Below are 23646 nucleotides of genomic sequence, written 5' to 3' on the forward strand. Positions count from 1 at the left end.
GTATGAAGATGCACAGAATCTGAAGAAACGAACCGCCAAGAGCGCCAAGAGCGCCAAGAGTCTAGAGTTTATTGGAGATCGCTCAATTTTCTACATTCTGGTGAGATGCAGTAGTTTTCAACACGCTAGGAATGGCTGCCATCACTCTGTTAGCGATTTGCTCTGGTGTTTCACCTTCTTTGACGATGATGTGTAAATCAGCCTGGGCGTAGAGTGGTTGGCGTTGTTCGAGGAGCGATCGCAGTTTACCTTGGGGATCAGGATCTTGCAGTAATGGTCTTGTGGTATCTTCTGCCAAGCGGGTGTAGAGTAGTTCTACGGGTACATCTAGCCACACAATTAAACCGTGACGCAAGTAGCTCCAATTTTCTCGCCGCAGCACAATGCCGCCACCTGTAGCTACAGTTAATTTAATATGGGCGCTAATTTGTGCCAATACATCACTTTCCAACTGGCGAAATGCAGCTTCTCCTTCTTCGGCAAATAACTGATTGATGGATCTACCTGTGGCTTGAGTAATCACATCATCAGTATCTACAAACCCATAACCCAACTGCTGTGCTAGTAAACGTCCTACCGTTGTTTTACCAGCGCCCATCATGCCAATCAAGTACAGGCTGACTCCTTGCAATAAGCTGCTCATACAATTTTAGATTTGAAATTTTAGATTTTGGATTGGGAATTACTGTTTGCGTCTTGGCTTGCCGTTAACTTATACCAAATTGAAGAATGATTGCGACAAATGAATTGCCCAAAAGCTTACCAGTAAAGCCTGCCTCAATCCAAAATCTAAAATCTAAAATCCAAAATGGTATTATCCTTTCAACTACGCTCGCCAGTCGCTTTACTCCAGTAAATTCTCAACTCCTCACTTTACTTTAAATCTCGGCATTCAAGCGACTTTGTTTGATATGGTTTTTCAGGTGGGCTGCAAAAATAGTCTGACTCATTAAAAAGTAGCTTTCTTGTTCGTCACTTAATTTCAAGTTTTCCTCAATTAACCGTTCAACGATATACTCCATTAACACCACAGTTAGCGAAAAGCTAGAAGCTTGTTGTTCGATGGGCGTAGGTGTAGTTTTTTCCAATAGCGATCGCTTATGCAACAAATCTACAGCTTCTAAGATTAATCTTTGCGACAGTCTAGGCGACAATCCTGGTATGGTGTTTTTCTGCAATTGTCGCACTGAAACAGCATTTTTATTCATTGCCAACCAGTACATCATGTGCTTTTCTAACTGCGACAACCGATTAAACTGTTGGTCTAATATAGTGCGAATTTCCCCAAAAACTACGGTTCCTTGCTGAATAAACTCATCAACATTACCCCCAAATAAATCTTGAATTGTTGTCGCTACTAATTTCAGAAATAAGGGGTTGCCTGCATATTGTTCTGACAAGATGCGGAATTTTTCTGCTGATATATTGAATAACCCTTTATACTTCAGCAGTGACAGACTTTCTGATTGATTTAAACCAGTTAATTTGAACGATCGCACAGGTAATGTGTTACCCTCTAAAGCTGCTATCTCTGGAGTTTTTTCTCGGCTGGTTAATAGTAAGCAACTTTGATGTTGAGACTCACCTATTCGCCTGATCAGTTCACCATAGATTTCATAGCCTGAACGATATTGAATTTGCGGCAGGATAAAAGCCGGAACATGATTCTTTATCCCTTGGTGACTAACTGTTAAATTCGCATCAATATCATTACTCGCTAAAACCGCATCTAAATTATCTAAAATAATTAAACATTTATTATGGCGCAGAAAATCTATCAATTGAGAGATGCGTCCTTCTATAGTTTCTGCAATTACTATCTCTGGTGTGGGCGATAAAGTCTGAATTAACTGTTCAATTATCTGCTCTGGGGTAGGGGAAAGACGTAGCGATCGCCAGATAACATAATCGAACTGATGTTTAATTTCTTGTGCCAACTTCACCGAGAAAGCAGTCTTACCAATCCCACCCATCCCTAATAGTAAGAGCAAGCGACAACCTTCTTGCAAAACCCATTGCTGAGTTTTTGCGAGTTCTGTGGTGCGACCATGAAAAATACTAACATCAATTGCTTCACCCCAATCTTGAACCAACGTAGCAGGAGTTTTGACTAACTCTATCTGTTGAGTTGTTTGTGTTTGTTGGGGAATAATGGCGGCTGGTAATTGAAACCTGATTTTCTTATACCCAGCTTTCTCAAGTAAATAAGTTACACGGCTCCAATTTTTCACTTTCACTGAGTAGCCAGCAGCATTACTCAGCATTTCTTCTATATACTTGTATAAACCATTAGACAAATAAACTCTCACAGTACTACTACTGCGACTTTGATAAACTATACTGGCAATTTCCGCCGGACTACAACCACACAGTAAACCTCTCAAAAATTTCTTTTCTACAGGTGTTAAAGCCTTACCCTTTGTTGAAGCTAAATCTACGTATAACTTTTCTAACTCCCAATTATTTTTAGCCTCAAAAAATTCCTCTTCTGCCTGATTTGCATCTGGTGTTATCATTACCATTATTGATGTATTTTATATAACCCCGAAAATATCCTAACTATTATTCGATGAAGTCAGAATAAATCAAAATTAAATTTATAACGAATTTGCTAACTGTTGTTAGGTGACTTGGAAGTTATTACTTAGATATCTTTAGACTTAACGGAATTTTTATAAAGCTTGTTTGAAACTTTAAGCAACCAAACTCAGTCAACATAAATCTACGTAACTTTTGGTCTGTACTGTGAGAATTTTTAGATTGGCATCCCACTGTGTTTTCAACATCACATTATTGGAATTCTAAAGTTCTTGGAAACTAGCTTCTCATCAATAACTTTTGCCAAGCAAGGTGTAAAAAATGACTGAATTTTTGAGCTTGTCAGAACTAAGCTTTGCAAAATTTAAGGTATAAACACCAAAACCGATGCGTAATCTACCGGAATCAGCCCGAATAAATTAATTGTGGTGTGTTAAGAGGCATCAACCATGACTCGAATTCGTGACGTTGTACATCAAGCTTTAGCAACTGGCTATCTAACGGTTGAAGCAGAAAACCAATTGCGCCATTTATTGACTACCCGCTATGACTTAGAAGATTTCAATGCTTTTATGTCATTACAGGAAGCGGCGATGAATGGCCAAGTCAAGCAAGAATCGCGTGAAAGAAGTGTGAAATGTGAAGTCTGAAGTTTGTAGACTGACTTGAAAGTGCTGAGTGAATCAATTTTGGATTTTAAATTTTGGATTTTAGATTAGGAAACTCTTTCAATCTAAAATCGGCAATCCAAAATCTAAAATTCTTCTGCCTCCTGCCTCCTGCTCCTAATCTACTCAATCACTTGCGTGGTTTTTCATCATCCCCAAATTCATCATCCTCAAAAAATGACCAGTCATCGTCATCATTAGTATTTTTGGGTTCGTCTTCAGGCTGTTTGTAGGGGGGAATAATCACGCGGTAGTCAGCATCATAAACTGATTCTGTTTTGCCTGCCGCCGTGTTTTTTGGTTCGCGGTAGCTGTAAGAGTAGGTCGAACCAGACTTAGAAGCAGTTTTAGGTTCTGGCTGGCGTTCTTCTGGTTCAAAATTGCGTTCTGGCTGAGTTTTTGGTTTGCTTGGAGGCGCTGGTTCTGACTGTTCTGCAAAATCCCAATCATCGTTATTATTGCTTGTTTCCCAATCATCAAATTCTTCACTCTCAGCCGTCTGATTTGACCTAGAGGATGATGGTGGAGTATAAGGTTGAGATTGAGGTTCTTCTCTACGCGGTGTGGTGACACGTCTCGGAGTGACTCGTGATTTGGGGGATACTTGCGGTTGCCCTGCAAAATAACTTGATAATTTAAATAAAGTAGTAATCAATACAGATGTCAACGCACCCGCAGTAGTAATGAATAATATCCACATCGCTAGGGGTAATGGTTGAGTACGCACCCCCAAAAATACTAACGATATGGCAGGCGACCAGTTCTGCACTAACAAAAGTGTTAGTCCTCCTAGTATTGCCACTAATAAAATTAAGCGAAGTACAGCCATAAACAAGGCAAAAGTTAAAAGGCAAAAGTTAAAAGTTATTTAGGTCAATGAAAACAAAAGGTAAGAGTAAAAAGGTAAGAATTCAGGAGTCAGAATTCAGGAGCCAGAAGGCTTAAAGAATGAGGAACAATATTTGAGAAATCAATCTACTGATTTACTACTGGACTTTATTATTCTGACTTCTGACTCCTGAGTGCTGAATTCTTACTAAAAAAGTAAAAGACAGTCTATCTTACTTTTACCCTTTTACTTTTACCTTTTTACTTCCTTCCTTGCCATCGTTGAATGGGGATGCAGTCAATCTCCAATTGATCTAAAGTCCTGGCAACAACGAAATCTACCAAATCATCGATAGTTTGCGGGTTGTGATACCAAGCGGGAATAGCTGGCACAACTCTTACTCCTGCTTCTGCCAAGGTGGTTAAGTTCCGCAGATGAATCAGGCTAAAGGGAGTTTCACGGGGGACAATCACTAGTTTACGCCCTTCTTTGAGTTGGACATCAGCAGCCCTTTCCAATAAGTCGGAACTCAAGCCAGCAGCTATCTTGGCAACTGTACTCATACTACAGGGAATAATAATCATCCCCAAAGTGCGAAAGGAGCCACTGGCGATATTGGCTCCCACATCACTCCAAGGATGACAGCGTAGTTTGCCTGCAACGGCTACTCCTGCTTGTTCGCGCCAGAATTGCTCTTGTTGAGTTGGTTCGGCTGGCATTTTAATTTCCTGTTCTGCTTGCCAAACCATGTAACTTGATTTAGAGGCAACTAATTCAATTTCATAGTCAGCAGCAAGCAAGTATTTAAGAGCGCGGACGGCATAAATTAGCCCAGATGCTCCTGATACGCCAATGATTAAAGGCTTGGTGTGATGTGACACGCGATTTTCTTAACAAAACTTATTCATCATCAGTGTATGGTTCTAAATCGTTAGGTTCAAGGTCACGGGACAAATAAATGTCATCTCGGTCATCGTTAAGACTAGAATTACCTAAGCCTTTAGGTAGGCCATCACTGCCAACGGTGACTAAATCAATTTGTTGGCGGTAATAATCGACACTCTTCACCTGGACAGATACACGATCGCCTAATCTGTAAGAAGCACGATTTTTTCGACCAAACAAGGCTTGTTGTCTGGCGCGATATTCATACCAGTCATCTTTTAATGAACTAACGTGGACTAATCCTTCTACCCGTAATGGCGCACTGGGATGTTTTTGTTTGGGCGAGTCTGTGGTTGGGACTTCAATTTCCACAAAGAACCCGTAGGACTGCACACCAGTAATTACGCCTTGGAATACTTGCCCGATGCGTTGTTTCATCAGTTGGGCTTTTTGCAACCCTGCCAAGTCAGCTTCGGCTTCTTGGACTTCTTTTTCGCGGTCATTGAGTTGAATGATGACTCTGGTTAAATCGCTTTGCAGTTCTTGTTGCAATTCGGGCGGTAAGACGTTCCAACTGACTTCGATGTGGGATGATGAATGACGCAGGTTAACGCGGTCTTTAACGCGGGTAGTGCGGCGATCGCGTCCATGTTCAATCAGTCGGTAGTAAACTCGTTGCAAGAGCAAATCGGGATAGCGGCGTAAGGGCGAAGTACAGTGGGTATATTGCGCTAGTGCCAAGCCAAAATGACTGCCTTTGGTGGTGCTGTAAGCGGCTGGTTTGAGGGTGTCTTGCAACAAATAAGTTAACACCTGTTCGGAAGGTGATTCGGCAAAGGCTTGCGTTAATAATTGGTAATCTAAGGGTTGGATATCCGCTTCGGGGTCTAATGTCAGTTCCACACCCAAATTAATTGCCAGTTTGAGCATTTCTTGGACATCTTCGGGATCAGGTGCGCCTTGGACTCGCCAAATGGCGGGAATACCTAATGCACTCAGATGTTCTGCCATTAGTTGATTGACTAATAGCGTAAACTCGGTGAGGAGCGATCGCACAGTTAAATTATTCACTACAACCGCACCTAACATTCCTTCATCAAAGTAAGGATTTTGATTTGGTGGCAAGTTTAATTGCAAGCTACCACGGGCGAGGCGTGCTTGTTTGACGACTTGGTGTAAACCTTCCAGGTTTTGCAATAACTGAATAACTTCCTCAGATTCCTTAGCAGGTTGACCACTGAGAACTGCTTCCGCCTTGTCTTTATTGATGGCGGTATCAACATTAATCACACTCGGCTGAATTTCCCATTCTTCCACTTCCCCGGATGTTGGGTCGATGGTAATTAAGAATGAGAGTGTCAGGCGATCGCTTCCCGCCACCAAAGAACAGCGATCGGCTACAGTGTCTGGTAACATAGGCAATACTAAATCACCCAAATACACAGAACGTCCGCGCTTCAAGGCTTCTCTGTCTAAAATTTCATCAGGTTGAATGAAGTGAGAAACATCGGCAATGTGAAAGCCTAAACGCCAACCTTTGTTGGTTTTTTCCAAACTCAAAGCATTTTCTACTAACTTGGCATCAGTATTGATCCCCGTAATTGCCAAGGTAAATAAACTGCGTAAATCTAATCTGGTTTTGATGTCCGCTTTCAGGATGCGTTTGGGTAACTTCGCGGCTGCTTCTTGTACCGCTTCGGAAAAATTGCGAGATAAATCATGTTTACAAGTCACCAAATCAATATCGGCGGCGGCTTCCGCATCGCTACCCAAAATTTGCACGACCCTTCCCAGGGGGGGATATTGTGCTAAAGGATAACGCAGTACTTCCACATGGGCGAGATGGTCGATGGCTTCGGCAAAAGTCATCCCATTTGTTTGCAACTTGAGTTCAAACAACAGGCGATCATCTAAAGGTACAGCGCGAAAACCACTTTCTACTTGTTTAATCCGGGCTAGTAAAGTGTGATTAGAACGTTCTAAAATTAACTTAACTTCGCCTTCGGGAGAGCGCCGCCGACTGCCTTCTTTGAGAACTCTTACCAAAACGCGATCGCCATTCCACGCATTACTTAAATGACTTTCGCGGATGTAGATATCTTCAGCGCCTTCTACATCTTGAATCGCAAAACAAAAGCCCTTACTAGAACAGCGAAGCTTGGCTTCAATCACCCCTTCTTCAAAGACGCGGCGATATTTGCCCCGTTCTTTGACTAAAATTCCGATTTTTTCGAGAATATCTAAGGCAATATGCAGCTTTTCTAAACTATCCTCATCTTCGCAGCCAAGTTTCTTTTCTAAAACTTTCCGAGCTACCAATTTATCATCGGTGAAATTGGCAAGGAGTGTAGCGATTGAAAATTCCATGCAGTGAACCGACCTTTGGTCAAAACATCATGTTGGTTGAATCTGGTTCTGTTCTGTATACCCTCACGGCCTACAGATACTAACTAACTGGAAACGAGTTGCCTTGAGGCATGGTTCTGTGAAGTTCCCCATCGAGGAAGTTAACCTACCTTGAGATCAACTTACTCCCCAAATTTGAGAACTTCTCACTGCATGACCATTTCAGAGTTGACTGGCGTTTTCTGCTCCTTCACTGAACCAAACTGATAAAGTACGCCTGATGAGGGGGTTTTACCTGCTAATTAATTACGCAAAGGGTTTTTGAGAGGTTGGCTTAAGGTTCATCTCCACAGTACCCAAAAGCGATCGATTCGGAAAAACCACAGGTGTTTGATTGTCTAGCTTGAAGGTGCTTTTACGCTATCCGACTCTGATGTTTAACTAGGAGAAACTGCCGATTAACCCAATATTCCCACATGTAGAATCGGTCACAATTAGGTCAGCAGTCAGACAAGCAGTGAGGGCGAACCTTATCTCCATTATTGTAGATTTAGAGCGTACTTCTAGGAAATAATTCTAAATAGAGATTTAGGTAAATAGTATAGCACTCAAGGCGATATAACCTACATAAATAGAGCTAGTAGTTAATTATGCCTCAAAATAATTGTTACTGCTGCAATGACAACACCACAGATAAAGCATAAACATTACTCTGAATTTTAAGATACCAGAAAAATTAGCTGGAGGATGGGGCGGGAGTTGTAGGCGATCGCTTTATTGGACAAATCAACTTTGCCAAAGCTGAGATTTCCGAAAACTTTTCTCTACCAACCCAGGAATTATAGACTTAAATTAAAATATTTCCATAGATTCACTGTGGACATATTATAGTTATCTCTCTTTCGCCATTGGGGTAAATATCGCAGTTGCCAGATGAATGAGGACAAGGAATAATTGTCAAACATCCTTGTTTCCTGTTCTCTGTTCCCTGCTATAGATAAAACCCGAATTTTTCACGCATAGGTAGGGGGTGTGGGGAGTGTGGGGAGAGAGGGAAGTGTGGGGAGTGTGGGGAGTGTGGGGAGAGAGGAAAGTGTGATGGGAAACATTTCTTCACCATCCTCCCACACCTCCCACCCCTCCCACACCCCTGGATTTCTCACAAGAGAGAAATCCAGGAAAATTAACCCCGTGATTTAGCAGACATTAGATTTTGGTGACAGTATTATGTTGGCTCAATTTCAGAGCTTGTATCCCAACGGTAGTTTAACTTCCGAATTAGTAGACATTTTTCAAGGCAAATATATTGTTAGAGCCAGTGTGCAGATTGATGGTGTAATCCGCGCTACTGGTTTAGCCGCAGCCGAAACCGTAGAAGCCGCAGAAGACCAAGCCCGCAACCGGGCGCTGATGGTATTGGGAGTAACAAATACACCACAAACTCAGGCAGAATCATCGCCGCAAGTGACAAATTCTGTAGCTCCTACACCTGTGATTCAGACAACAGTGGGTGTAAGTGAATCAACTTATGCTGCTACACCCGATAAGAATTTGGAATTAGTGACTAGTAAACCGGAAATATCTCCAGTCGCTGCTAGTAGTAAAACTATCACACCCGATTTATTTACTGCGGAAGCATTAAGCATTGATACTCATACCCCAGATTTAACGCCTAGCTTACCTTTAACTCCCAATCGAGAGCCAGCGTTTGTTCCCTCTGTCGATAATTTAGAAATTGAAGTTCCGCATCAGCCAGAAACACCTGCTTTTTCGGGAATGACTGCAAGTAATGTCACTCCATTTACACCCCGTAACTATAGTTCTTCTGAAACTGCAACTACTTCCACAACCACCAGTAAAAGAAAAAAGAAAGCAGAAGCAGTTGATTTGTCTGATGTGATTGCAAAAACCGATGTGGAGTTGCAACGTTTAGGCTGGACACCAGAACAGGGAAGAGAACATCTGATTAAAACCTACGGTAAACGGGGACGTACTTTGCTGACGGAAGAAGAACTGCACAGCTTTTTACAATATCTCCAATCTCAACCTGATCCCATCGCGGGGTTTTAATCAGTTATTAGTCATTTGTCCTTTGTTATTGGTAAGGACAAATGGCTGATATTGTTTAGATTTTAGTATTCAGAAACGAACCAGAGAGGAGGACACCTATGGCGGGTTTCCCAGGTCAGTCGCTACAACGGGAGGAACCTCACGCCAGTTTGCTCAAGTTGGGTAACCCGCCCACGTAACTGGCTCTGCAACGCGCTGGCTTGACTTGAGCAAAGTGTCTGTTACACAGATTACACCGAGAGATAAGAGTTAGCGATCGCACTTATGTTAGTGGACTGGCAGACTGAAAAATCTGTTCAGCAGTCAGAACTAATTCGGGAAAAGTTAGCGATTCGATGCGCTCGCCGTTTCGGAATTGTTTAACTTGATATTCGCCTTCAACTAACGAGTAAATCGAGATAGTTGGTTGTTTAGGATTACCAATAAATTTTTTACCACCTAAAGCCGCGTAATCTACAATCCAATATTCGGGGATGCCAATAGCTTCGTACTGACCAAGCTTGGTAAAGTAGTCATCACGCCAGTTTGTGCTAACTACTTCTATAACTAATGGGATTGATGATGGTTGACTAACTGTTGATTTGTTTCTCCACAAAGGCTCATTGACTAAGTTGAGGCGATTCAACAACAGTACGTCAGGTAAGAAAGCAGATTCACCTTCATTTGATTTAACAAACCCCATTTTAGGAATGTCATAGGGTTTTGAAAGACGGACACACTCCAGCAAAATTTGCTTGATTAAGAATGCAATCAGTAATTCATGATCGCCTGTTGGTGTTGGCATTTGCTTGATAAACCCATGATGTAGTTCGTAATGAAACTGTGTTGAATGAGCGGGATACCAATCTAGAAACTGGTTAACAGTCATCGTAATTGGTAGTGATTGAATCATTTAAAACCTCCATATATAAGTGTTTTGGTTATGCGGTTTCTTAATCATTTTTGTAACAGGCAAAAAGCCAGCTTGAGCGATCGCTTTTTGTCCTTGTTCAGTCTGCAACAGTTTAACGTATACTTCTCCGTTAACCCTGAGCGCAGTCTAAGGGTTAAATCCTCTAAATTTAAGTAAGTCGATGCAATAAAACCAAACTATGTAAAGAAAAGTAAATAAGCCTCAAATGCTTTCTCCTCCTGCTCCCTGCTCCCTGCCTTATTCCAACAATAATTATTTACACCGACCTACTTATTTACGGGGATTCCCTTCGTCTTATTGCCTCCTCAATTTTGCCTTCTGAGGGAAAATTTTGCTGAATGGGAATTTGAATAAAAAATTTAGTACCTTTTCCTAGACTGGATTCACACCAAAGCTTTCCTTGATGTTTTTCGGTAATGATTTCATAACTAATTGATAAGCCTAATCCTGTACCTTTACCAACAGTTTTAGTTGTAAAAAAGGGATCAAATAATTTTGGTTTAACTGATTCTGGAATACCTGTACCATTATCTGCAATAGTAATTAAGATATCAGTTGCAGATTTTTTTTGCGTTTGAATCAAGATAGTGAGAGGTTGCTTTAGACTTTTTTGATGGGTTTCTTCTAAAGCATCAATCGCGTTGGTCAGTATACTCAAAAATACTTGGTTGATTTGTCCGGCATAACACTCAATTAACGGTAACGCACCATATTCTTTAGTGACCTGAATTTGCGGATGACTGGGCTGGTCTTTGAGACGATGTTGTAAAATCATTAAGGTGCTATCAATACCTTCGTGAATATTTACCGCTTTGAATTCTGCTTCATCCAAGCGCGAAAAATTTCGCAGAGATTTGACAATTTCTCGGATACGAACAGCACCCATTTCCATTGAATTGACAATTTTTTGTAAATCTTTATGTAAAAATTCTAATTCTAATTTATCAACTTCTGCTTTTAAGGCTTGTGGTGGATTAGGGTAACATTCTTGATAAGAACGAATTAATTTTACTAAGTCTTCAGTGTATTGCTTGATATAACTGAGATTGCCATAAATAAAGCTCACTGGATTGTTGATTTCGTGAGCTACACCTGCCACCATTTGTCCTAAAGCAGACATTTTTTCATTCTGCACCATTTGAGATTGAGTCCGGTGCAGTTCTTCTAGAGTTTTTTGGAGATGTTGATTATTTGTTTGTAACTCTTGAGTACGTTGAACAACTTGATTTTCTAAATATTGATTGGCTTTTTGTTGTTCCGCTAAAAGTTGTTTGATAGCTTGAATTAGCTGATTAAACGAATTCGCCAAAACACCTACTTCATCTCCCGCCGTCACTGGTACTTGCACATCAAAATCAGATGTTTGGATGGAATGCTGCACTGTTTGGGTGAGGGTTTGAATTGGTTGTGCGATCGCCCGACTGGTGTAAAATGCTAAACAGGCAGCCAACAGCACAGATAAGACTAAGCTAGTAATAATAATTTGCGATCGCAATTTTTGAGCCGACGCGAGAATCTCTTCTGCATCTTTATATTCACTCGCCGCTCGTTCCACCATCTGAGTTAGAGCCTCAGAAAAATTGTTAATCTTAGATACATCCTGACTACGCCCGAAGTTAATTAACTGCTGTTGTGCTTCCTGAATATTTTTCGGTTGCCAATTTTCTTGCTTGAATGAAACTAACAGTTCCTCAACTTTTTGCAGGTAAGCTTCTGGTACTCCTTGATAAGTCTGCATAAAGTTTTGAACTATGGCAATTTCTGCCTCTGTATCTCCGGCTTTAGTGTGTAAATTACCTTCCAAAACTTGCAATTGTGACCATGTTTTCCTAAACTCAGTTATGGATTGTCTCAGTTCTAGAACCTCCTGTTGTAAAAGTTGGGGATTATCCAAATAAGTAATTAACTGCTGGCGTTTATTCCTAGTTGTTAATTCAACTATTTTCAAGTGATTAATTAATTGAATCTCTTGTAGAGCATCTTTTTGAGCTTCCAAGGCTATCTGGTTGTAATGATCTCCCAACAGTGAACCAGCCAGGGTTCCACAAACAGCCACACTCAAAGCTATTCCATACCCGCAAGCAATTTTATGTCCTACTTGCAAGCGTTGTGTCCATTGGAGAATTATTGATTTAGCCTGTGTAATGTAATTAGTTTTTTGGTTTGATGAACTTGAATTGAGAACAGCCATATTAAGAGAGTCAGGATATTTGGTAATTTGGATTTTCAGTCTGTGCGACTATGTTCGTCACCTAAAAATAATTACCTTTAGTATTCCCAGTAGATTAACTATAAGAAACAAATCAGTCATGATTATTTTTTCACTATCAAATTATGATAGTGATGGCTCAGTTGATCACTGGTTTACAAGTAAACATAATTTGCATAAAAATTAATAAAAAAATCACAAATTTTTTATGTAAATTTTAGTGATTAATCTACATAATTATGTTTACAAAACCCTGATTGATGCAAAAAATCTCAGATTTTATTAATTGTATTCTCAGCTATGAGTCCGATGCAAAGTTGCGATTATTAGGCGCACTATCAGTTTTAAGTAGGTTAATGAGCAGCTATTTTTTGGCTATTAACAGGTAAAAAGCCAGCTTGGGCGATCGCTCTTTGTCCTTGTTCAGTCAGCAATAGTTTGGCGTATGCTTCCCCGACTTGTTGTGCTTGACCTTGGTTTTGCTTAATCATCACAAATAATGGCGAAGTTAGTGGATAACTACCGTTTTTGATGACGACTGGATTGATTTGATTGCGTTGTCTAGGACATTGATTTGGCTGTACAACTGGTTCACGGTAAAGAGACACAAACTTGTCGGAACTTACCCCCAAAGGTAGTAGCTTCACACCACATTGGTTGATTACCCCTCTAGCAGAGGCATAATACACACCACCAGGAGTTGTTTTAATGCGGCGTAATGCTTCTGTCGTTGAATAAACATACTCGACTTGCGAGCCGAAATTTTGCTTATCTGCTGCCTGATCGGAGAATAATAAGTTATCTGCATTTTCAGGCGATTGAGACAACGGTACAATTGGCAAATCTTTTCCGCCTACTTGCTTCCAGTTAGTAATTTGTCCCAGATAAATTTTTTGTAACTGTGCAACTGTTAAACCAGGTACTTGCAATTCTGGGTTAACTACTACAGCCACTCCATCCATCCCCACTTGACGTTGTTCAATGGTGACACCTTGTTTTTTCGCCTGCGCTTGTTCTGCGTCTGTTAGGGGACGAGATGATTGAGTAAAGTCTAACTCTCCAGCCAGTAACATCCTAATTCCTGCGCCCGAACCAGGACTACTATCTCTAGGATTGACGTAAAGCAATTGAAATTCAGGACGGGTATTTTGAATCTGTGAATCTACTAATTGTCTAATTGATGCCCAAGCTGTACTTCCACCATAATTGAAAGCACCGATTGGCATATCATTCACATTGGCAAAGGTTGAACCCGTAAGACTACTGAGAGTGGCAGGATTCTGACTAGAGACAGAATCTGGACGATTATTAACAAATAAGCGTGGTCTTAGCCACAACCACAGCCCACCAATGAGTACAATTGTAATAACTTCACCAATGATTAGCCCCCTGATCATCTGGATAGCATCTGTGCTGAGTGAAACAGCTCTTCTATTACTGTTGCTCATTAGACTGAATTTTATTAACTGTCTTTAATCAAGAATATATATTAAAAATATAAGTAAATTATAAGTAAATCTTTTTAAGTAGAATTACGGGAAACAACCGTCAGGTAAATCGTAACATGTTAATAAAGTTACTAAGTGAACGTTACCAGGTTGTGCAAGTTTTAAGTCAAGGAATGTTTTGTAAAACTTACATGGCTGAAGACACGCATTTTCTGCACCGTCCCACCTGCGTGATCAAACATTTTTTACCGAGTAGCGAAATTTCTATTCCTGTGGAAATTCGCCGACGGCTATTTAATCGAGAAACTCAAGCACTACAAAAACTTGGCGACTATGATTTAGTTCCCCATTTGTTGACTTATTTTGAAGATGACCACGAATTTTACTTAGTACAACAATTTATTCCAGGACATACATTAAGTACAGAACTCCAGGCTGGTTGTTGTTGGACGCAAAGCCAAGTTATTCAACTTCTGCGTGAGGTTTTAGAAATTCTCGATTTTGTTCACAGTCATGGGTTAATACATCGAGATGTCAAACCCAGCAATATTATGCGCCGAACATCAGATAATCGCTTAGTCTTGATTGATTTTGGTGCAGTGAAACCAATCTTGACGCAATTGTTTAAAGAGGAAAAAGGTTTAGTTCCGATTGAATACTCTACAATTGCGATCGGTACACCAGGATATATGCCAAGTGAACAGCAACGTGGTAGACCAAAACCTAATAGTGATATCTATGCTTTAGGGATGATTGCAATTCAAGCACTCACCGGCGTACATCCCACACAATTACCAGAAAACCGCAAAACAGGTGAAATTATTTGGCAACATTTAGCTAAGGTAAATGTTGAATTTGCTGCGGTAATTAATAAAATGGTGCGTTATCAGTTTCAAGACCGATATAAATCCGCGAAGGAAGTATTAGAAGCACTATTACCGCATATAAATAATCAAGATGCTACCCTGCTGTCAAAATTTCCATCTCACAATAATTTATCTGCATATCAATCTAATGCAGTGATGAGTAGTACCATATCAGCGCCACTTTTAGAAAAACCAAGTAGTATTCCTGAAACTTCTGTTATTCCTAAAAACTCACCTTTAATCATTGGTTTAGTTATTGGTGCGGTTTCTGGTTTAATTTTGATGGTTGTGAGTTATTGGTCTTTGCAGATAATTTCCCCTGAACCTAACATTCAAAATTCCTTACCCACCCCAGGGAATATCAATCGTTAGAAATGATTGGAAAATGGGTGTAGTGGTGAATCGATATGGTTTATTCACATCTTGCACCAAGCGACTGAAGTCGCAGCTATACAGACAAAACCCGCCTGCGCGGGTTGTAAATAAACCACTCATTTTACATTACTGATTTCCTACTCAGGACTCAGGACTCAGCACTTTGTATTATTTGCGATTGATTAGAATTTGGTTGGGTACTGTCGCGGTGAATTAAAAATGCCACGATCGCCAGCACAGTTAAATTAACAGCTAAAATGCCAACGGCACTCCATACCCAAATTTTCATTTCAGCCTCCGAATTGTTAGTTATCAGTTGGCTTATGATGATGAAACCGAATTCCTAAAAAAATGTCGTAAACAAATTCAAAAAAATCTTTTTTTTGTAATAATCCCGAAGTTTGATAACAGCCTTTTGCATCTAAAAGTGGCTTCATCACATAATATGCTGGTTGATAATTGTACCAGGGAATTGAAGGCCAAAGATGATGCACTAGGTGATAGTTCTGTCCCATAATCAAGAGATTAAGAATGGGATTGGGATAGACGCGGGCATTTTTCCAGCGATCGCGCTCTACAAACGGTCGATGTGGCAGATAATCAAAAAACAATCCCAATGCTATGCCAACTATAAAGGCGGGAATAAACCAAAAATTGAGAATATAACCTAAAAATCCATACTGAACGGAAATATAGACAATAGTCACAACAATCAAGCGGCTGATAAACCACTCTAACAATTCATATTTCCGCCACAGTTTTCTTTTAAAGAAAAACACCTCATGGTATAAAAACCTCACTGCAATCAACCACAAAGGCCCCCCTGTAGAGACATAATGATCCGGGTCATCTTCGGGATGATTGACATTACCATGATGTTGCAAATGTACGCGCGTAAACACAGGAAACGCAAAAGCCAATATTAAAGCACTACCATGACCCAGCATCGCGTTAATAATCCGGTTACGATGTGCAGACTGGTGACAAGCATCGTGAATTACTGTCCCAGAGCCATGCAAAGCTAGGGTATTAATCGAAAAGCATAACCAGTGCGGCCATTCCCACAACCAGTAGCCAAAATTTGATAGCACCAGCATTGTGACAGCAGACAAAAAAATTAACATTGTCGGGCTGAAATTACCAGGAGGCTCTAAGAATTCCTTGGGTGGGATTTTCAATACTTTCTGTTCTGCCTCCAACGCCAGCATTCTTTACTCCTTACCTGCTCAAACATTACGAATATACGATCAATATTAGTAAAAAATAAAGTTTAATGAAGTTTTGTATAGCAATTTTTTATCTAAACATCTGCTTCACAGCAGATGAATAACGCTATGATTCCAAACGAAACCCAAGTATTTGCTGATGATTAGGGTGTGTCCCTCAGTTATTAAAGTGTAGAAAGAAAATATATTCCTGGGGAGAGAGGGCATCAAGTTTAGTGTACGATAACTATTCTGTTCCTTAGTTCCTGGGAATAATCAACGGGAAAACTCAGCAATTTACATTCAAAATCTTTTCTAAAATCTACTCTTTATCTGCCCCTCGCTAACTGCTTAAATTTATTGGTGTGGCAGTAACTGAATACAGCATCTCCCTGAACTTACTATGACTGCTTAATAAGCTCCCTAAAATCAGCCCCTATGCAATTAAGAGATTCTCTACGTCGGACAAAAATTGTCGCTACAATTGGCCCCGCTACCAGCAGCCCAGAAATGCTCAAAGCGATTATCGAAGCAGGAGCAACCACGCTGCGCCTTAACTTTTCTCATGGTACTCATGCTGATCACCAGCGAAATATTCGCTTAATTAGGCAAACTGCTTTTGAACTTAATCAGCCAGTGGCAATTTTGCAAGACTTGCAAGGGCCAAAAATTCGCTTAGGGCGGTTTGAAGATGGGTCTATAGTTTTAGCAAAAGGCGATCGCTTCATCTTAACTAATCGCCAAGTTGTAGGTACACAAGAAATTAGCTGTGTAACCTACGAATATTTGGCAGAAGAAGTCCCATCTGGAGCGAAAATTCTTCTCGATGATGGACGAGTCGAGATGGTGGTGGAAGAAACCAATCGGGAAAAAGGTGATTTGCATTGCCGTGTAACAGTCGGTGGCAAACTATCTAACAACAAAGGTGTAAACTTTCCTGGGGTTTACCTGTCCATTAAAGCCATGACCGACAAAGACCGCGAGGACTTAATGTTTGGTCTCGACCAAGGTGTAGATTGGGTAGCACTTTCCTTTGTCCGCAACCCCCAGGATGTGATCGAAATCAAAGAACTGATTTCTAGCACCGGTAAGCAAGTACCAGTCATTGCCAAAATTGAAAAGCACGAAGCTATTGAACAAATGGAAGCCGTTCTAGCTTTGTGTGATGGCGTAATGGTTGCTAGAGGTGACTTAGGGGTTGAACTACCAGCCGAAGATGTCCCTGTACTACAAAAACGGTTAATTTCCACAGCCAACCGTTTGGGGATTCCCATCATCACCGCTACCCAAATGTTAGATAGCATGGTGAGCAATCCCCGCCCCACCCGCGCCGAAGTATCAGACGTAGCCAACGCCATTTTAGATGGTACGGATGCAGTCATGCTTTCTAACGAAACAGCCGTTGGTAGCTACCCAGTGGAAGCAGTCGCCACAATGGCGCGGATTGCTGAACGTATCGAACAAGAACAACGGAACTCAGACATCCGCCTACTGCGAGATAGTAGACGTTCCATTCCCAACGCTATTAGCCAAGCTGTCGGTCAAATTGCTGAAAACTTGGGCGCAGCCGCAATCATGACCTTAACCCAAACTGGGGCGACGGCGCGTAACGTTTCTAAATTCCGTCCCCATACCCCCATTTTGGCGGTGACACCCCACGTCAACGTAGCGCGACAATTACAACTAGTTTGGGGTGTGAAACCACTGCTAGTATTGGGACTACCTTCCACTGGTCAAACCTTCCAAGCAGCCATCAACGTTGCTCAAGAACATAAATTACTGTTTGAAGGCGATTTGGTCGTGATGACTGCTGGTACATTGCAAGGCGTTTCTGGTTCCACAGACTTAATTAAAGTTGAAGTAGTGACAGCTGTATTAGGTCAAGGAATTGGACTGGGACAAGGTTCTGTTAGTGGTCGCGCCAGAGTTGCTCAAACAGGAATGGATGTCAGCAACTTTAACCCCGGCGATATCTTAGTCGCCCCCCGCACTGGTGCTGATTTTGTCGATGCCATCCGCAAAGCATCTGGTATTATCACTGAGGAAGAAAGCTTGACTTGTCACGCCGCCGTGATTGGCTTACGCCTGGGCGTACCTGTAATTGTTGGTGTGAAGAAAGCCACCCAAGTTATCCGTGATGGAGCGATTTTAACTTTGGATGTGCAGCGTGGTTTAGTTTACTCCGGCGCAGTGGGAACACCGTAAAAAGGCAAAAGGCACAAAGCACAATAACTACTCTGGTTGAGTTTCAAAGTTAACTCGTTCGTAAATCTGGCGATGGGGAATTTGGCAGTTAGCAGCAACTAAAGTTAAAACGCCATCTTCATCGTCAGATTCTCTAAATAGCCAATTGCCATCAGGCGTTTTGCTAAACTGCTCAACGTGGAATTGATATTGGTCAATCAAAATATATTCTTGAAATTCGGGAATGGAGCGATAATAAGTAAATTTATCCCCTCTATCTCTACTACTAGTAGATTTAGAAAGCACTTCAAAAATAATGCAGGGGTTTAGTACTGTGTCTTTTCGTTTTTCTTGGAAGATGGCTTCATCTTTGATGATCAAAACATCAGGATATGTGTATGCTTGGTAACGCGGAATCCAGAGCCGCAAGTCATTGGCATAAACATTATAATTTTGTTGTTTCAGGCTGGGTGAAAGAGCTAATACTAAGTTGATAATAATTTGGTTATGATTAAGTGAGCCTCCGGTCATTGGTATAATTTCTCCATCACTATATTCACTGCGGTACTCAGCAGCCTCTTCATGTGCCAAGTATTCCTCAGTGGAGTATTGACGGGGGGGAGTCTGCACAACCATAGGATTTATTTAACCAGGAAACATTAGCCTCATTATAAATAGGGTGATGAGAGTTTTGCGATCGCTCCTCATTGTTTACCGCAATAGATATGATGACCAAACAGTTGCTTAACTTTGGTAGTTAATGGGTCAGCAATAAAATATTTGATGCACACACTGGTATCTACCACGCATCGGAGAGGTGTGGTCATCTGTCGCGGTCTTCTCGAATTAATGCTGTACTATCAGTCCATTCCACATCAGTCCGACGACTTTCACGGCGAAGGCGAATCTCTTCTAAAAGTTTAGGGACATTTTTGTACCTTTCGTCTTGTGTTGGCTGTATTGTTGTCTGCAAAGCATCCTGCAAAATTTTAATAACTTGAGCCTCAACTGAGCTATTTTCCGCTTTCGCTAACTCTTGCAGTTGTGCATATAACTCATCGGGTATATTCAAGGCATTAAGGGTAGCCATTGCTCGACCTCCCACAAGAATTTATTGGTAATGGTAGCACGATGAGAGTTTAGAAAGTGGCGATCGCATCTCTCTTTTGAGACAGTTTAGTTAAGTATCCACTATGATGATAATACCCAAAAAAATCACTCAAGTTTTTATTTCACTATCAAAACAGATGATTCCTAAAGGGGTATTAAGTGGATGATTACTTTGAAGAATTAATTCTTATGAGCAGCAATATTTCAAGTCCATTAAAGCTTGTTGTTTGGCAACCATGTCGTTGGAAAAATAAATATTTAGATACAAACACACATGGTTTAGTTGATCCCACATTCTATCAGGAACAAATTTATTCTTGGGAACCCTTTGGAGATCCCTTTGGTTCAGTAACCAGTAGTGAACAGACTCAACGATTAAGAGAAGAATTAATTGAAAAATTTACACTAGAAATAAACCCAGACAAACGTGGAATTGAACAATTCAAGAAAGTTATCCAAGTAATAGACGAGATTTTGTCTAATGGCGAATCATCTTGGAGTGATTTAGAAGAGCTTGGACGCTTATCTAATAATGATAGTGTCAACCTTCGTCAACATCAACTTCTAGCCTTACGCCAGCATATTCAGTGGCTGTGTGATACGTTTGTTAATGTTCCAGATATCAATGTATCCCTTCATTAAAAGAATAACCTTATGAAATTAAAATTATTTAGTAAAGAAGATGCACTAAAATGTATCGCACAAATAGGTAAAAATGGTGAGCCCTTTGAAATATTTCTTGGTGAAGATATTTGTTTTGGACGTGACAAATGGGTGAATGTTGGAACTATTGCATTACAATCAGGAGGACAATATCTTGAAAATGAGACCAGATACGATGAGTATTGTGCTGCTAAATTTGGTGGCTTTGAATGGCAAACACTATCTTTAGAGAAACTCAATGACAATATTACTGAAGCTCTTGGGAATTCACAGAGTAAAGATAGAGTTCAAAAAGCTTTCAGAGAAGGATTGCAGGATGTACTCCGGAGGACATTATTACTTTTACCTATTTTTGATATTGAAACTATTGGCAAAATACCTTTACAAAAACCGATAACGATTGTTACAGATACATCAGCTATTCACCAAGGAGGACTTGATTTTATTTGTCGCTTTCTTAGTCCTTGGGCAAGAATAAAAGTACCAGCTATTGTTCATATGGAAATAATTAATCAAGTAGATAGGTACTTTGCAACTCGCAGAGACAGTCAAAAAAAGAATAAACCTGTCGCCGCGGCACTTCGAGAACATATTCTCAGCCAGGGTGGTCAACGAACTTTACTTCGTCTAGAATTTTCAGATGCAGAAATAGAACGTGGTGACTTAGGTGCAGATCCCCTTCGGGGTATTGTGACACCGAGTAGCGATCCTGAAGATGGTAATCTTAAACTACAAGAGATTGTTAGGAGTTTTGCTGATCGTCTGATTTTAGAAACTGCACGACGCTTTCAAACTCAAGTTCGTCCGGATCATGCACTAGCTCTTCTAACTAGCGATCAAGGTCTAGCCAGAATGACGATGGCTGAAGGAATGGATGTATTCTTTTTTGAATCTCGTTCTTTTCCTAAATTTGATGATAGAAAACTCACAGGCTGTCTTTTTCATCCTTTCAGTCAGAAAGTATATACAGTACCACTAACAGATGTTCTTTGGGAATTAGCTGTATCTTTTGGATGCCTTCGCTTACAAAATTCCAATACTAACGAGTCATTAGAATTATGGGGCATACCGAGTGGGGAATATACTTGGCAGCCACTTCATATCAAAGATGATCTTCTTTGGGGAAATTTTAACTATGGAACATCCTTTACTACCACAGATAATACCTCTACTTTACTATCAACAGATATAGAAAACTCAGGTCAGACAGATGTAGTCCCTAGCCAAAATATAGAACCAAGAGCTAAAGCATACGCATTTAGTCCAGATCAAATGCTATTGCTAATGAAAATGTTAGTAGAAAAGCGAGAATTAACTAACCAAGAAGCTCAAGATAGATTAGGATTAAAACATCAAAATCGTTACAATTTGTACAAAAACTTTTTAAAGAGTGGTTCATTTGTTGAAGTTAATGATAGCAGAATTTTCTGTACAGAATTACTTAATATTTTTTGGAAAAGCATCTTGAATGAAGATTATCTAAATATTTTATTATATCTGAATAAAATACCCTCATTTGAGGCATTATATAATTATATAAATCAAGGTAGGAGCGTTGAATATAGCACATTACCAATTTCAAATAAAGCAAAATCAACTTATATCAAGCTGGGTGAAATAGCTTGTGCCTGGTTGAATATACAAAACCAAAAAATTGTTGCCACTGATAACATACCTGATTTACCAGATTTGGCTAATTTAGCAGTAGAGGTTTATAACTCAATCCGTTCACAGGTAAACACAGAATGGATACTTACTGGTCGCTGGTTAGAAGAATTAGCTATTAAATATGCTGTTCATCCTATATGGGCAAGAAAACTTGTGAAAGAAGCACAAGAACAAACCTTAATTAATCTCTATGCTGAAGGCTCTACTCCAGATACTCGTTTTGAACAGCACGATTTATGGATAATTAAGACAAGTGACGGGCTTCCACAGTTAGAAAGAGTTTATTTGTATCATGGAGATTTTCTGATACCTGGTACATCTGCCGTACGTATCAAGCTAGAAGGAGTTAAAAATGCCTCTTGAAAATCTATTTACAAATGAGGAGACTACTAACGCACCAGAAGAACAACCGAAATTACTATATAAAAAGTTCGGCGTGTTGAGTAACCCTTTTCCTAGTGCTGGACAAACCAGTGGACATCCGCATATGTCAACACAAGCAGACAAGCAAGTTGATGATGCAGTAAAGACATTCTATTCAGATCGTAAGTCTCATGTAATTTCAATAACAGCGAGTCAAGGAATTGGCAAGACCAACCTTCTGAATGCTTATGAAAATGCTTTACGTGAAAAACTTTCTCCACAGGGTTTCTTCGTTATTAGATACGTTCCAGATCCCGAACCATTTTTTGATCCACTCATTAGGTCTATATTTGAAAATTTGGGAGAAGACTACTTACGTCGTTCAATTAATGCACTTGCTAAAAAGAAAGAAGAAATAGATGATATTGATAAATTATTGGACTTTATACGAATGAGTGAAATTAAAACAATGCTTAAGGCTCTTTTAGAGGTTAAGCCAGGACAAAAACTAAATGAACGTATATCTTTAGCATATCAATGGCTTTTAGGATTACCAGTAAGAAAAATTCATCAAACTGAATTAGGAGTAAATTTTCGTCTAGATACTGTAGAAGCGAAAACAAGAGCATTACGAGACATTGTGTTTTTTGGTTCAGAAATGAAGACTCTAGAGGGTATTTTCATCCTTCTTGATGAATTGGAGAAGCAAGATTTTAGCTTATCTAAAACTATAGTTTTAAGATATTTGTCAGCCCTTCGCGCTCTAATTGATGCATTACCTAAATATCTTTTCTTAATGGTTGCTTTAACTACAGATGCCCTTGATCGTTACCGTGAAATGCTTCCAGCTATTAGAGGTCGTCTTGCTAATGAAGTTCAACTTTCATCTATAAGAAATGAAGATGAAGCAGTAAAATTATTCCGCTTCTATCTGGAACAGGCCAAAATGGAAGCCAGAAATTTTGCACAAGACAAACAATTACAAGCAGGAAGTGATGTACTTTTACATGAAGACTCTGCCCGACTGTTGTTTCATCAATTATTGAAGGGTAGTAACATTCAAGGAGTGCGTCAACGTGATTACTTGAATGCACTCTACGATAAAGCAAATGAGTCTATAACTAAATATCTCGAAAAGCTTTAGTCATATATTTGACCTGGGTGCCACACAGAGAAAAAGTAGATCGTTTCCTTACATAAACCTGTACGCCGATAATAAAGTTCTTTAATGTTCAGGTCTGAAAGATTTATTCTTATGTAGTCTTATGTAGCCTATTTTTTATATTTTTTATACAGTTCTATACTA

The 23646-nt window shown here is 40.1% G+C and carries 21 protein-coding genes; 7 read left to right on the plus strand and 14 right to left on the minus strand.

Annotated features, from left to right (window positions below; all coding sequences use genetic code 11):
- Window positions 1–82: 82 nt before the first annotated feature.
- Window positions 83–643, minus strand: coding sequence for a shikimate kinase (locus H6G74_RS20195; RefSeq protein ID WP_190969368.1), 561 nt, complete (start codon window positions 641–643; stop codon window positions 83–85).
- Between the two features lie 235 nt (window positions 644–878).
- Window positions 879–2516 (minus strand): NB-ARC domain-containing protein, encoded by a 1638-nt coding sequence (locus H6G74_RS20200; RefSeq protein WP_190969396.1) that lies wholly within the window; start codon window positions 2514–2516, stop codon window positions 879–881.
- Window positions 2517–2987: 471 nt separating this feature from the next.
- Here H6G74_RS20200 and H6G74_RS20205 point away from each other — a divergent pair, with 471 nt between their 5' ends.
- Window positions 2988–3188, plus strand: a complete 201-nt coding sequence (locus H6G74_RS20205) for a hypothetical protein (protein WP_062294935.1) — start codon at window positions 2988–2990, stop codon at window positions 3186–3188.
- Between the two features lie 148 nt (window positions 3189–3336).
- Here H6G74_RS20205 and H6G74_RS20210 read toward each other — a convergent pair whose 3' ends face one another.
- The 4 genes from H6G74_RS20210 to H6G74_RS20225 form a co-directional block, all read right to left on the minus strand.
- Window positions 3337–4035: a LapA family protein gene (locus tag H6G74_RS20210; RefSeq protein WP_190969369.1), complete on the minus strand. Its 699-nt coding sequence runs from the start codon at window positions 4033–4035 to the stop codon at window positions 3337–3339.
- 260 nt (window positions 4036–4295) lie between these two features.
- A complete protein-coding gene (locus tag H6G74_RS20215; RefSeq protein ID WP_190969370.1) occupies window positions 4296–4916 on the minus strand; it encodes a flavin prenyltransferase UbiX in 621 nt (206 codons plus the stop codon).
- Between the two features lie 19 nt (window positions 4917–4935).
- Window positions 4936–7287, minus strand: a complete 2352-nt coding sequence (locus H6G74_RS20220; protein WP_190969371.1) for a ribonuclease R family protein — start codon at window positions 7285–7287, stop codon at window positions 4936–4938.
- 992 nt (window positions 7288–8279) lie between these two features.
- Complete coding sequence (locus H6G74_RS20225; RefSeq protein ID WP_190969372.1) at window positions 8280–8429, minus strand: hypothetical protein; 150 nt, start codon at window positions 8427–8429, stop codon at window positions 8280–8282.
- Between the two features lie 64 nt (window positions 8430–8493).
- Here H6G74_RS20225 and H6G74_RS20230 point away from each other — a divergent pair, with 64 nt between their 5' ends.
- Window positions 8494–9336, plus strand: coding sequence for a hypothetical protein (locus H6G74_RS20230; RefSeq protein WP_190969373.1), 843 nt, complete (start codon window positions 8494–8496; stop codon window positions 9334–9336).
- 262 nt (window positions 9337–9598) lie between these two features.
- Here the strand turns inward: H6G74_RS20230 and H6G74_RS20235 are convergent, their stop codons facing one another.
- From H6G74_RS20235 to H6G74_RS20245, 3 genes are all read right to left on the minus strand, one after another.
- Window positions 9599–10228, minus strand: a complete 630-nt coding sequence (locus H6G74_RS20235) for a Uma2 family endonuclease (protein WP_190969374.1) — start codon at window positions 10226–10228, stop codon at window positions 9599–9601.
- 295 nt (window positions 10229–10523) lie between these two features.
- The gene (locus tag H6G74_RS20240) at window positions 10524–12440 is read right to left on the minus strand and encodes a sensor histidine kinase (RefSeq protein ID WP_190969375.1); all 1917 of its coding nucleotides are present in this window, start codon (window positions 12438–12440) and stop codon (window positions 10524–10526) included.
- A 371-nt stretch (window positions 12441–12811) separates the two neighbouring features.
- On the minus strand, window positions 12812–13906 hold the full coding sequence (locus H6G74_RS20245) for a PstS family phosphate ABC transporter substrate-binding protein (protein ID WP_190969376.1): 1095 nt from the start codon (window positions 13904–13906) through the stop codon (window positions 12812–12814).
- 116 nt (window positions 13907–14022) lie between these two features.
- On the opposite strand from H6G74_RS20245, the gene H6G74_RS20250 reads away from it, so the two are divergent.
- Window positions 14023–15144, plus strand: a complete 1122-nt coding sequence (locus tag H6G74_RS20250; protein ID WP_190969377.1) for a serine/threonine-protein kinase — start codon at window positions 14023–14025, stop codon at window positions 15142–15144.
- Between the two features lie 151 nt (window positions 15145–15295).
- On the opposite strand, the gene H6G74_RS20255 is transcribed toward H6G74_RS20250, so the two are convergent.
- The gene (locus H6G74_RS20255; RefSeq protein ID WP_190969378.1) at window positions 15296–15436 is read right to left on the minus strand and encodes a hypothetical protein; all 141 of its coding nucleotides are present in this window, start codon (window positions 15434–15436) and stop codon (window positions 15296–15298) included.
- Window positions 15437–15452: 16 nt separating this feature from the next.
- Entirely contained in the window at window positions 15453–16355 is a 903-nt protein-coding gene (gene crtR, locus H6G74_RS20260) for a beta-carotene hydroxylase (protein ID WP_190592383.1), read from the minus strand.
- Window positions 16356–16790: 435 nt separating this feature from the next.
- Between crtR and pyk the strand changes: the two genes are divergently transcribed.
- Complete coding sequence (pyk, locus tag H6G74_RS20265) at window positions 16791–18557, plus strand: pyruvate kinase (protein WP_190969379.1); 1767 nt, start codon at window positions 16791–16793, stop codon at window positions 18555–18557.
- Window positions 18558–18584: 27 nt separating this feature from the next.
- On the opposite strand, the gene H6G74_RS20270 is transcribed toward pyk, so the two are convergent.
- From H6G74_RS20270 to H6G74_RS20280, 3 genes are all read right to left on the minus strand, one after another.
- Window positions 18585–19172, minus strand: a complete 588-nt coding sequence (locus H6G74_RS20270; RefSeq protein WP_190969380.1) for a Uma2 family endonuclease — start codon at window positions 19170–19172, stop codon at window positions 18585–18587.
- Between the two features lie 68 nt (window positions 19173–19240).
- Entirely contained in the window at window positions 19241–19363 is a 123-nt protein-coding gene (locus H6G74_RS31595; RefSeq protein WP_277927169.1) for a hypothetical protein, read from the minus strand.
- Entirely contained in the window at window positions 19360–19626 is a 267-nt protein-coding gene (locus tag H6G74_RS20280; protein ID WP_190969381.1) for a FitA-like ribbon-helix-helix domain-containing protein, read from the minus strand. Before H6G74_RS20280 ends, H6G74_RS31595 begins: the two co-directional genes overlap by 4 nt.
- 179 nt (window positions 19627–19805) lie before the next feature.
- Between H6G74_RS20280 and H6G74_RS20285 the strand changes: the two genes are divergently transcribed.
- From H6G74_RS20285 to H6G74_RS20295, 3 genes are read left to right on the plus strand one after another with little or no spacing between them, the layout of a single operon-like run.
- Complete coding sequence (locus H6G74_RS20285) at window positions 19806–20288, plus strand: hypothetical protein (RefSeq protein WP_190969382.1); 483 nt, start codon at window positions 19806–19808, stop codon at window positions 20286–20288.
- 12 nt (window positions 20289–20300) lie between these two features.
- Window positions 20301–22340 carry a hypothetical protein gene (locus H6G74_RS20290; RefSeq protein ID WP_190969383.1) on the plus strand — a complete coding sequence of 680 codons (2040 nt, stop codon included), beginning with the start codon at window positions 20301–20303 and terminating at the stop codon, window positions 22338–22340.
- Window positions 22330–23484 (plus strand): P-loop NTPase fold protein, encoded by a 1155-nt coding sequence (locus H6G74_RS20295; RefSeq protein ID WP_190969384.1) that lies wholly within the window; start codon window positions 22330–22332, stop codon window positions 23482–23484. Before H6G74_RS20290 ends, H6G74_RS20295 begins: the two co-directional genes overlap by 11 nt.
- The last annotated feature ends 162 nt before the right edge of the window (window positions 23485–23646 follow it).

It is taken from the genome of Nostoc spongiaeforme FACHB-130, from assembly GCF_014698475.1.
Lineage (GTDB): Bacteria > Cyanobacteriota > Cyanobacteriia > Cyanobacteriales > Nostocaceae > Nostoc_B > Nostoc_B spongiaeforme.